This window comes from Micromonospora profundi (assembly GCF_011927785.1).
Lineage (GTDB): Bacteria > Actinomycetota > Actinomycetes > Mycobacteriales > Micromonosporaceae > Micromonospora > Micromonospora profundi.
Map to the genome: position 1 here is coordinate 2,962,573 of NZ_JAATJK010000001.1, position 11,306 is coordinate 2,973,878.

An 11,306-nucleotide genomic window follows, 5' to 3' on the forward strand; every position below is an offset into this window, starting at 1 on the left:
GAGCAGGGGTTCATTCCGACATCGCAGCACAACCCGCAAGAAGGTGCCGGTCACCCGACGGACGGAACCATATCCCTGAAAGCCACTAAATCACCCCCACCCCACTGGCCGACCAGCCCACCTTCGAGGTAGAGCCCGCCGCTGGGACCCCTTGACGCCTCAGCCTGTGGCAGATGAACGATCGTCGAAGGCCAATCACACCATGCTGTCAATAGCCATGAGCGCCTATAAGAACGCCGAAGCGGTCGATTCTCTATCGTGCCTTCACCTGACCCCTCCGAGCCGTTACGGCAAGACTTCCGCAAGGGCGCGTCGGCGACAGGCAAAGATCCGGATCAGAATTGGCTGCTCTCGGCCGATCCTCGACGGGCGAGCATCGCATCCGGAGGCGACCAGCACCCAAGAGGGATGCTGAAGGACAACCGCAGGTAGCCGGCTCACGAAATCGATCGGAGCGCCGAGCCGGCCGAGGTGCCCACGTTTCTTCGAGCATCTCGGCACATCGACCGCCGGGTCACTGCCCGTACGCGCCGGTGCCGTCACCGTCGACCACACGACTGTGATGCACGACTGTGGTAATTGCCAAAGACTTGCAACTGTGTCACCGTGATCAACAAAGGTCGCGGCGCTCGGAGCTGCGCCGACACCTAATGATCTCCCACACCACAGGAGCCTTCTGTGACCCGGATGCGTCCGATCCTCCGGCGCCTCGTGGCGTCGACCGCGGCCACGGGGGCTCTCGTCCTCGCCGGCTGCTCGGCCCCGAGCACCCCCGACGGTTCATCCGGCGGCACGACGCTTGTCGTGGCGACGTCCGACGAGCCGGACGCGTTGAACCCGGTGCTCAACTACGGCGTCGACGGCGCCTCGCTGATCTTCGACGGCCTCGTCGCCCGGGCCGCCGACAACCGGCTCGTCGCCGGCCTGGCAACCGACCTGCCGCTGCTGTCAGCCGACGGGCGCACAGTGACAGCGAAGCTGCGCGACGGCGTGCAGTTCCACGACGGCACGGTGTTGAGCGCACAGGACGTCGTCTTCACCTACCAGGCCGTCCTCGATCCGAAGGTCGACTCGACGCTGCGCTCCGACCTGGACATGGTCGAGTCGGTGACCGCACCCGATCCGGCGACTGTCGTGTTCAGGCTGCGCTACCCGTACGCGCCGTTCCTCCAGCGGCTCACCCTCGGCATCGTGCCGGCCAAGCTGCTCAGCGGCCAGGACATCAACACCGCCGGATTCAACCGGAAGCCGGTCGGAACCGGGCCCTACCGGGTCGACTCCTGGACACCTGGCGACCGGCTGGTGCTCACGGCCAACGAGCGCTACTTCGGCGGCCGGCCGGCGAACGACCGTTTGGTTGTCGCCTTCGTCGCCGACGACAACGTACGCGCCCAGCGGATGCGTGCCGGCGAGTTCGACGCGGCCGAGTTGCCACCGAAGCTCGCTTCCGTTTTCGACACCGATACCGCGTACCAGGTGCAGCGGGTGCCGACCGCCGACTACCGCGGCGTGATGCTGCCGTCGGGCAACCCGGTCCTTGCCGACCCTGCGGTCCGCCGGGCGCTCAACCTGGCAGTGGACAGGTCCGCGATGGTGTCCGGCATCCTCGGCGGCGCGGGCGAGCCGGCGTTCGGTCCGATCCCTCCGACCTCCGAGTTCGCCGAGCCCTCGATCATCGGCAAGCCGACAGCCGACACGGCGGCAGCGGGTGCGCTGCTCGACGCGGCCGGCTGGACCCCCGGCCCGGGCGGCGTACGCGTCAAGGACGGACGGACGGCCCGGTTCACGCTGATGTACCCGGCGAGCGACACGCTCCGCAAGGACCTGGCCCTGGCGGTGACCGCCGACGCGAAGAAGATCGGCATCGAGGTCACCCCGGCGGGGCTCACCTGGGACGCCATCGACCCGCGGATGAAGTCAGACGCCCTGCTGATGGGGTACGGCACGCCGTACGACCCGGACTTCGTCTCGTACAAGCTGTTCGGCTCGCGGTTCGCGGGGCAGGGCTACTTCAACCCCGGCTCGTACCGCTCGGAGGTGGTGGACCGGGCACTGCAGGACGGCCGCGACCAGTACGACCCGGCCCGCCGCAAGGCCGCGTACGCGCGGTTCCAGCAGCAGTTGGCAACCGACGTACCGTGGCTGTTCCTCACCTACCTGCGGCACACCTATGTGCTGAAAGCCTCGGTCCAGGGCGTGACTCCCCGTGTCGAGGCGCACGAGCACGGGGTGGCAAACAGCATCTGGTGGAACATCGACACCTGGACCCGCTCGTGACCCGCTCCCGCCGACTGGCGGGTGCGGGGGCGGTGGTCCGGCGTCGCCTCCTGGTCGCCGTGCCGGTGCTCCTCGCGACGAGCATCGGGATGTTCGCCCTCGGCGCCGCGTCGCCGATCGACCCGGCCAAGCAGTACGCGGGCGCGGCGGCCTTCACCACAAGCGAGGAGAACCTGGCGCAGATCCGCGCCAACTGGGGTGTCGACGATCCGCTGCCGGTGCAGTACCTGCGCTGGATCGGCAACCTGGTGCAGGGCGACCTGGGCTGGTCGACAAGCCGACACGAGCCGGTCGCCTCGGTGCTCGCCGCTCGGGCCGGCTGGACACTGCTGCTGATCGGCGTGGCGCTGGCCCTTGTCCTGGCCGGAAGCCTGCTGCTGGGCTCGTTGGCCGCGTACCGGCGAGGTGGGTTGTTCGACAGGGCGTTGCGGACGGCCGCCTACGCGGTGCAGTCGATGCCGGTCTTCTGGCTGGGCCTGGCCGCGATCGCTGTGTTCGCGCTGGCCCTGGGATGGTTGCCGGCCGGCGGGCTCACCGACGTGGCCGCCACCGGTACGTCGTGGTCCGACGTGGCGTGGCACCTGATCCTGCCGGTCGGCGTGCTGGCGGTGTCCCAGGCGCCGTGGTTCGTGCTGTTCGTCCGGGACGCGGTCGCGGAGAGCCTGCGCGACGACCACGTGCTCGCGGCGCGGGCGCGAGGGCTGCCCGGGCGGATCGTGCTGTTCGGACACGCGCTGCGGACGGCGTTGCTGCCGTTCCTCACCCTGGTCGGCACCCACCTGCCGGAACTGGTCGGCGGCGCGGTGCTTGTCGAGACCGTCTTCTCGCTGCCGGGGCTGGGTGCCGTCACGGTCGCCGCCGCGCTGGGCAGCGACTTCCCGCTGTTGGCGGCGATCACGCTCGTCACCACCGCCGTGGTGCTGGCCGCGAATCTCGCGACCGACCTCGCCTACGCCGCGGCCGACCCGAGGGTACGACTCGATGACTGACCTCGCTGCCCGACCATCGCTGCTCCGGGTGGCCCGGTTCCGGCCGCGACCGGGCCAGGCCGGTGCCGTTGCGGCCGGTCTCATCCTGCTCGTGGCCGTCGCCGGTTCGCTCCTGGCCCCGCTCGTCTGGCCGCTCGACCAGAGCGCTGTGGCGCTGGACCAGACCCGGCTGGCGCCGTCCTGGACCCACCTCGCGGGCACCGACGACCTCGGTCGGGACGTGGCACACCGGGCCGTCTACGGGTTGCGGGTCTCGCTGCTCGTCGGTGCGGTCGCCGCGCTCGTCGCCACAGTCCTCGGCGGCGTGGTCGGCGGGATCGCCGGTACGCTCGGCGGCCCTGTCGATCGCGTCCTGATGCGGATCGTGGACACCATCGCCGCGATGCCGCACCTGCTGCTGGGCATCTTCATCGTCGCGATGCTGGGTCCCAGCCTCGGAGCGGTGATCGCCTCGGTCGGCCTCACCCACTGGCTCTCCACCGCCCGCATCGTCCGATCCGAGCTGCTGAGCCTTCGTACCCGACCGTTCGTCGACGCCGCCATCAGCGGCGGCGCCAGCCGGCGCAGGGTCCTGCTGCGGCACCTGCTGCCGCATGTCCTGCCCCGGCTCGCGCTGGCCACCACTCTCATGATCCCGCACGCGGTGTGGCACGAGACCGCGCTGTCGTTCCTCGGCCTCGGCCTGCCGCCGCACCTCGCCTCACTGGGCAACATGATCAACGACGGTCAGGGGTCGCTGTTGACCGGCGCCTGGTGGGCAAGCCTGGCGCCGGGTGCGGTCATCGTCGTCGTCACCCTCGCCATCGCGGTCCTCGCCGCCCGCTGGCGCGACCGCCTCGATCCCCGGGTCCGAGCGGAGCTGCACCTGTGACCACCACCGAATCGGCCGTCGCCCCGGCACCGCCCCGCAACGTGGCCGGTCGGCCACTGCTCGCCGTGGACGGTCTCGGCGTCCAGTTCCGGCTCCGCGACGCGACCGTGCGCGCCGTCAGCGACCTCAGCCTCACCGTACGGGCCGGCGAACTGCTGGCCGTCGTCGGCGAGTCCGGCTGCGGCAAGTCCGTCCTGGCCCACGCCCTGCTCGGTCTGCTGCCCGGCAACGCCACTGTCACCGGCCACGCCGTACTGCACGACACCGACCCCGTCGACCTCGTCACCTGCGGCCAGCGCCACCTGGCCCGCAAGGTACGCGGCCGACGGGTCGGCCTGGTCCCGCAGAGCCCGGCCACCGCCCTGAACCCGGTGCGCACCGGGCGACGGCTGCTCGCCGAGACGCTGCGGGCGCACGGCCGGGACCGCCAGGACGCCGACCGGCTCGCGGCCGACGTCGGGCTCGACCCGGCGGACCTGGACCGCTATCCCCACGAACTGTCCGGCGGCATGGCACAGCGTCTGGTCACCGCGCTCGCGCTGGCACCGGATCCGTCGCTCCTCATCGCCGACGAACCCACCACCGGGCTGGACCGGCCGTTGGTGGACCACACCCTCGACCTGCTGCGCCGCCGCTGCGACAACGGCGCGGCAGTAGTGCTCATCACCCACGACCTGGCCGCCGCGCGCCGGGTCGCCGACACCGTCGCCGTCATGTACGCCAGCCGCGTCGTGGAGCACCGGGACACCGACCGCCTGTTCACCGCACCGGCCCACCCCTACGCCTCGGCGCTGCTCGACGCCCTGCCGGACCGGGCCTTCCGGCCGGTGCCGGGCGACCCGCCGATGCTCACGGCACTGCCCCCGGGATGCGCGTTCGCACCCCGCTGCCCACGCCGCGCCGACGAATGCGCGACCCGGCCGCTACCGACACCGGCCGCCGGCGGTGGCACTGTCGCCTGCCACCACCCCATCCCCACCGGAGCCGTCACGTGACAAGCGCGCAGCACCTGCTCGCCGACGAGGTGACAGTCGGGTACGGCCGTCAGGTCGTGCTCGACAGCGTCACTCTGCGGATCGACCGGGGCGAGACGGTAGGGCTCCGCGGCCCGTCCGGCAGTGGCAAGTCGACGCTGGTCCGGGTGCTGGCACTCCTGCACCGCCCGGACCGCGGCCGGGTCAGCATCGACGGCACCCCTGTCGACGCCGCCCGCTACTCCGTGCCGGTCGCTGTACGGACCCGCGTCGCCGCCCTCTTCCAGAGCCCCCGCGCCGCCGCCGACCCCCGACTGAGCATCACCGACCTGATCGCCGAACCGCTGCGCGCCACCCGTACGCCCGAACCGGTGGTCCGCGAACGGGTGGCCGAACTCGCCGACCTCGTCGGCCTCACCCCGGACCTGCGCGGCCGGCGGCCGCACGCGGTGTCCGACGGGCAACTGCAACGCGCCTGCCTCGCCCGGGCCCTCGTGCACCGTCCCGACTACCTGCTCTGCGACGAGGCCACGGCGATGCTCGACGCCTCCACGCAGGCGCACGTCGCCGCCGTCATCAGCGACTACCAGCGGACCCAGCGCGCAGGCGTTCTGGTCGTCACCCACGACCAGACCCTGATGGAACGCTGGGCCGACCGGATCGTCGACCTGTCCGGCCTCGTGTGACCTGGGTTACTCCGAGCGCTTGAGGGATTACGCAGAGCGATATTTCGGCCGGCCCACCTGAATCCTGATCCTCCCTGACCGTCGATGTCGACGAGGGCGTAGCGGCGCGCACGCAGCCGGCGCCGCAGCAGAGGAAGGGCATCGATGAGGCGGCACACCGACCACCGCGAGGCGGCGGGCGAGGCTCTGGTCAGGAGCATCTGGCAGAAACACGGCCGGGCGATCCTGGCGTACGCCGGCCAGCTGACACGCGACCACGCGGAGGCCGAGGACATCGCGCAGGAAGCCCTGGTCCACGCGTGGCGGCATCCGGACAACCTGAGTGGAACAAGGGACACCGTCCGAGCCTGGCTACTGGGCGTGGTGCGGACCATCGTCACGGCTCGGGCCTGCCCCCGGCCGGCCGGAGCGCTCCGGGCTGCCGCGGTGAAGGACGCGGTGACCGACGACCACGCCGAGCATGTGGTCAACGCGATGGTGGTGACCGAGGGCGTACGCCGGCTGATGCCCAAGCACCGGGTCGTGATCGACCTCATCTACCTGCGCGGCTACTCGGTGGCCGACGCCGCCGCCGCGCTCGCTGTCTCCACGGCCACCATCACGACTCGCGCGTACTACGCCCTTCGGGCGCTGCAAGGGATGTATCCGGATCTGGCGCGTCCGGCAATCTACCCGCGACCGTTTGTCGAGGATGCACCGACTGACGCGTCACCGGCCGACGTCATGGTCGGCCGGTGACGCCTCTCAGACACGCACGGCCGGCTCCCGCCGAGACCTCTTCGTCTGAAACGCTACGGGCGCCGGTGCCGGACAACGAAATGCCACCAGACGAAGCCTGCGGTCCGCAGGGTCCAGACAGCCGCGATGGCAAGGAGCGTGGGCATACCCTGACCGACGCGGGTTCGAGGCATCCGTTCGCGGGTGTGAGGTGACGAACTCCCCGGCGGGCAGCACTGTCAGCGCAGGTCCTCAGCTCGACGTCACGAGCAGATCCTCCAGCCCGTGCATCAACGCGCTGGCCCGCCACCGGGGGGTGAACCCGTCGACCAGGCGCAGCTCAGGCATACGCGACACCAGCGTGGTGAGGGCGACCCGTGCCTCCAGGCGGGCGAGTGGTGCGCCGAGGCAGTGGTGGATGCCGTGGCCGAAGGCGAGGTGTGGGCTCCGCTCGCGTGCCGGCTCGAATGCGCCGGGCTCGGCGTACTGCCTGCCGTCACGGTGAGCGGCCAGGATGGACAGCAGAACAGTCGATCCGGCCGGGATCACCTGATCGCCGTACGTGACGTCTTCGACGGCCAGGCGGTGGGTCCCTAGTTGTACGGGGCTCTCGTGGCGCAGCGCCTCTTCGATGGCCTGTGGCAACCGGCCCGGGTCCGTGCGGACCGCATCCCACCGCGCGCGATCGTCGAGTAGCAGCCAGGCAGCGTTTCCGATGAGGTTCGCCGTTGTGTCGTATCCGGCAAGCAGCAGCAGGTACACCGTCGAGACGAGTTCGTCCTCCGTGAGCCGGTCGCCACCGTCCCGCTCGGCGATCAGGGCTGAGGTCAGATCGTCGCCGGGCTGCCGGCGCTTGGTGGCGACCAGGTCACGGATGTAGCCGATCATCCCGATCATGGCGCCCGGCAGCTCGTGGAAGCGGCTCGGACCCGCGACGATGACACTCGCCGACTCCATGAAGCTGCCCCGATCCTCCGCCGGGACACCGAGCAGCTCGGAAATGACAGTGATCGGGAGCGGGAGGGCGAATTCCTCAATGAGGTCGTGCGGTCCCGGCGTGGCGAGGTCGTCGATCAGCTGGTCGGCGGTGGCGGTGATGGCAGGCGTGAGACCTTCGATACGACGGGCGGTGAAAGCGCCCTGGAGCAGTCGGCGCAGGCGGGTGTGGTCCGGAGGGTCCACGGTGAGCATGTTCCGCGCGGTAGCGGCGTAGATGTCGGGAGGCAGCTGCGGCCGGAAGCCGAGCGGGGACAACAGGCCGTCCTTGACGAGGCGGGGATCGGCCAGAGCCTCGCGCACGTCGTCGTAACGGGTCAGAAGCCAACCGGTCCGTCCGTCGGGCAGTCGCAGCGGCGCGACCGGCCGTCGCTCACGGTATCCGGCCAGTTCGCTGTGCACGTCACCCCGGAAGAAGCCCAGAAAGGGCTCCCGCACCGACGGTTGCTGAGTTTGAGACTCCATACCTGTGTCGACGTAGTAGACGTCGACGAGTTCAGGCAGGTCCGGTATCCGTCAAGGCGGCTGCCGCCGGCCAGCCGTGGACCGCTGCTGAACTTTCTCGCCCGGCGCACGTCAGGCAGGACAACGATCTCGGCAGCCTCGGAAACTATCCATGAATAGTGAGTGAACAGCCGCCACGTGCACTGAAAATGCGCCCCGCTGGCCACTCACAACGAAGTAACTGGCAGTTAAGTAGATTTGCACTAGCCCCCAATAGCCTTGCGCCCCGAACCGCTGGAACTGCTAGGGGGGGACTCACCATGACCATCGCGACTGCGATCAGGGGCGCCGAGAAGCTCGACCGCGAGCGCGAGCCGACCGACGCGGAATCGCCAGCGTGCCGCGCCGAGGGCTGCCTCCAGGAAATCCACCGCAATAACGGCCGTGCCCTGCTGCGTTTCCTGCGGGGCCTGGTGTCGTCGGACGCCGCCCACACCGCCGAGGACCTGGTCCAGGAGACGATGCTGCGGGCCTGGCGCAGCATCGACGCGGTGCCGACCGAGCCCGAGTCGCAGCGTCGGTGGCTGTTCACCGTGGGCCGCCGGCTGGCCATCGACGCCTACCGGAAGCGGCAGTCGCGACCGACGGAGGTCGCCCTCTTCGACACCGAACCCGCCGGTTCCGGGAACGGGGCCGCGGAAACGGTGATCGCCAAGCTGACGCTCCAGCAGGCAATCGCCCGGCTGAGTTCGTCCCACCGAGCCGTCCTCGTCGAGTTGCACGTGAAGGGGCACTCCCTTGAGGAAACCGCCGCGCAACTCGACATTCCCGTAGGCACGGTCAAATCTCGTGCGCACTACGCCATGAAGCTGCTCCGTGACGCTTTGCGAGGTTGAATCACCTATCTGGCGGGCGGGATTTCAGACGCGTACGGTAAATCGGCGCAGTGGTCGTTTCTTGCGTCAAACGACGTAACGTTGACCGCTACGTAAACTCTCCCGCACGTCACGCCTTGTCGAGTTCCGAATCGGCGAGATCGACAACGGCGAGGTCTTGCAGGAAGTCCGCCCACACCTCGGCGGCGTTGTCGACCAACCGCCGTTCCGCGATGTCCATGAGCCCGGTAACGCTCGTCACGATGGCAGCCAACACCCCGTCGGAGCGCCGGAACAGTGACTGGACGAGTCGAACGATCTTCGGAGAAGGATATTCGAAACGGGTCACGACATCGATCTCGTCACCGAGAACCAGCTCGCGCAGGAACTTGATCGACACGTCCAGCTCCACAGGCCCCACGCCAGCCGACGCCAACTCCTTGATCGACAGACCGGCATCGGCGAGCGCCGCCCAGCGGGCCCGGATCGCATAGTCGAGATATCTCGAGCTGCGGACGTGCCCGTTGGGGCCGATGTCCTCGGCACCCACAGTGATCGACGCGGTATGAGTCACACCGTCGTAGCGGGATTGCAGCCCTCGATCGGGCGGAGCCACCTCGCGATGTCGTTCCGGGGTGGAGGTCCGCTGACGTCCCTCGTTCTCCTGCGGGGAGCTCTGCTGGAGCACTCGGCGGTACGCCGACTGAAGCTCGGGGCCAGGGTCGACTCCAAGCTCCTCCCGGAGCTTCCGGCGGAGCAGGTGATAGCGGGCGATGGCCTCCGCCTGCTGACCGGAGCCGGACAGCACCATCATCAGTCTGGCCTGGAGCCGCTCGTCGAAGAGGTGGTGCGTTGCCACGCGTCGCAACGTGCACAGGAGGGAACGACCGCCGTCCAGCAGGAGTGACAGATCGGCGGCGTCACTGGCGACCCCTGTGCATTCCTGGTCGACAGCGTTGAACGCCTCGAACTGCTCCGCCAGCAACTCCGGTGCGCCCGCACACGGTCCCCGCCACAGGTCCAGCGCCTTGGTGTAGGCCACCATCGCGGCATCGGGCCGCCCCGCGGCAACCGCCGAACGGGCCTCCAGCGCGAGCCGGCGAAAGGACAACAGATCAAGGTTCTGCTCGTCCACGAGTATGCGATATCCGGCAGCGTCGGAAGCGAGCCAGCGCCCCCTCGCCCGGGGCCTGATGTCCGGCTCGAACAGACGGCGCAGATCACCCACGTACCGATGGACGATGTTGACGGCACTCGTCGGCGGGCTGCTGCCCCACAACATGGAGATCACTTCCCCGGTCCCCACCGGCTGACCGCCACGGACGAGCAGGAGAGCCAGGATCAACCGCTGCTGACGAGGGCCCAGGTCGAGCTCCTGGCCGTGACGCCGCACTCTGATCGGGCCGAGGACCTCGAACAGCAACGGCGGAGATCGGTCACCGTCGTCAACCACTGATATACCTTCCTGCTCGTAGGCGCCCACGTTGCGACAGGTCGCCCTCAGTGGCGACGACCTGCCGACGGCACCGTCCTGGTTCCCGTTTCCGGGCCGATCCATCTTGTCGGCTCTGAGCCGCTGCCCGGCCCGCCGCACGACCGCCCCAGGGCGGCACACTGGCGTTCCGGACGGCAGCGGGCGACACAGACCAGGGCAACCACGATGTTGCTCCTCGTCCGCCGCACTCGGCGCGGTTGGACCCGGCCAGCCCTGATCCGCACAAGCGAGCCCTGACCCACCTCATATCGGACGGGCCGCATCGGCTCAAGCTGGGCCAGTGTAGCGCCGGCCGAACCCGACTCGGCCGCTGAACCCCCGGCGGTGCGAACCGCCCAGGTGGCCGCCGCGTACCAGCACGACGAGGCCGGGCCCGACGGCGTCCCCATTGAACCCTGCTGCCTCGCCCCCGTCAGCACAGGTCAGAGGGCTTCACTCGATGCCACCCCGACGATGGAGACGCCTGTGCCGCACTCGACACACATCATCATCCGCAGCGACGACATCGATTCGAACGGGCATGTTCGCGGCTCCCAGTACCTCAGCTACGCCGTACACGCCCGATGGTCCGCACTCGCCGAGGCGGGACTCTCGGTCAAGAAGCTCGCCGCGGCGGGCTTCGGGCCTGTGGAACTGGACGTCTCCATCAAGTACCGGCGCGAACTCATGCTCGGTGACGAGATCGACGTCGAGACGCGCTTCGAGTACCCGTCGCCGAAGATCGTCAAGGTCGTCCAGTCGACCATCCGCCGCTCCGACGGCACTGTGGCCGCCGAGGTGACAAGCCTGACCGGCCTGATGAATCTCACCGAGCGCAAGCTCGTCGACAACGCGGCCGCCGTCTGGCGCAGGTTTCTCCGTGAACCGTCCATCGTCGACCTGCCGCTCACCGAACAGCGTTGATGCTGTCGACGGTCCCGTTCAGCGGTGGCTGGCCCGGGCCGGGCGGCGCGGCGGCGAATTCGGTGGACCGGTTGGTGAA

10 protein-coding genes are annotated in these 11,306 nt (G+C 69.4%); 8 read left to right on the forward strand and 2 right to left on the reverse strand.

Annotated features, from left to right (window positions below; all coding sequences use genetic code 11):
* The first annotated feature begins 687 nt into the window (after positions 1–687).
* The 6 genes from F4558_RS13115 to F4558_RS13140 all read left to right on the forward strand — a co-directional run bounded on the left by F4558_RS13115 (position 688) and on the right by F4558_RS13140 (position 6,535).
* On the forward strand, positions 688–2,277 hold the full coding sequence (locus F4558_RS13115) for an ABC transporter substrate-binding protein (RefSeq protein WP_053660834.1): 1,590 nt from the start codon (positions 688–690) through the stop codon (positions 2,275–2,277).
* Complete coding sequence (locus F4558_RS13120) at positions 2,247–3,266, forward strand: ABC transporter permease (protein WP_231640236.1); 1,020 nt, start codon at positions 2,247–2,249, stop codon at positions 3,264–3,266. Before F4558_RS13115 ends, F4558_RS13120 begins: the two co-directional genes overlap by 31 nt.
* Positions 3,259–4,137: an ABC transporter permease gene (locus F4558_RS13125; RefSeq protein WP_053660835.1), complete on the forward strand. Its 879-nt coding sequence runs from the start codon at positions 3,259–3,261 to the stop codon at positions 4,135–4,137. The genes F4558_RS13120 and F4558_RS13125 overlap by 8 nt, the downstream gene beginning before the upstream one ends.
* On the forward strand, positions 4,134–5,132 hold the full coding sequence (locus F4558_RS13130) for an ABC transporter ATP-binding protein (RefSeq protein WP_306271859.1): 999 nt from the start codon (positions 4,134–4,136) through the stop codon (positions 5,130–5,132). Before F4558_RS13125 ends, F4558_RS13130 begins: the two co-directional genes overlap by 4 nt.
* Positions 5,129–5,797, forward strand: coding sequence for an ABC transporter ATP-binding protein (locus F4558_RS13135; RefSeq protein ID WP_053660837.1), 669 nt, complete (start codon positions 5,129–5,131; stop codon positions 5,795–5,797). Before F4558_RS13130 ends, F4558_RS13135 begins: the two co-directional genes overlap by 4 nt.
* Positions 5,798–5,941: 144 nt before the next feature.
* Positions 5,942–6,535: a sigma-70 family RNA polymerase sigma factor gene (locus tag F4558_RS13140; protein ID WP_167944306.1), complete on the forward strand. Its 594-nt coding sequence runs from the start codon at positions 5,942–5,944 to the stop codon at positions 6,533–6,535.
* Between the two features lie 231 nt (positions 6,536–6,766).
* Here the strand turns inward: F4558_RS13140 and F4558_RS32140 are convergent, their stop codons facing one another.
* Positions 6,767–7,948: a cytochrome P450 family protein gene (locus F4558_RS32140; protein WP_167944308.1), complete on the reverse strand. Its 1,182-nt coding sequence runs from the start codon at positions 7,946–7,948 to the stop codon at positions 6,767–6,769.
* A gap of 326 nt (positions 7,949–8,274) precedes the next feature.
* On the opposite strand from F4558_RS32140, the gene F4558_RS13150 reads away from it, so the two are divergent.
* Positions 8,275–8,850, forward strand: a complete 576-nt coding sequence (locus F4558_RS13150; protein WP_053660839.1) for a sigma-70 family RNA polymerase sigma factor — start codon at positions 8,275–8,277, stop codon at positions 8,848–8,850.
* 109 nt (positions 8,851–8,959) lie between these two features.
* On the opposite strand, the gene F4558_RS13155 is transcribed toward F4558_RS13150, so the two are convergent.
* Positions 8,960–10,282, reverse strand: a complete 1,323-nt coding sequence (locus F4558_RS13155; RefSeq protein WP_167944310.1) for a BTAD domain-containing putative transcriptional regulator — start codon at positions 10,280–10,282, stop codon at positions 8,960–8,962.
* A gap of 507 nt (positions 10,283–10,789) precedes the next feature.
* Between F4558_RS13155 and F4558_RS13160 the strand changes: the two genes are divergently transcribed.
* On the forward strand, positions 10,790–11,227 hold the full coding sequence (locus F4558_RS13160) for an acyl-CoA thioesterase (RefSeq protein ID WP_197281671.1): 438 nt from the start codon (positions 10,790–10,792) through the stop codon (positions 11,225–11,227).
* The last annotated feature ends 79 nt before the right edge of the window (positions 11,228–11,306 follow it).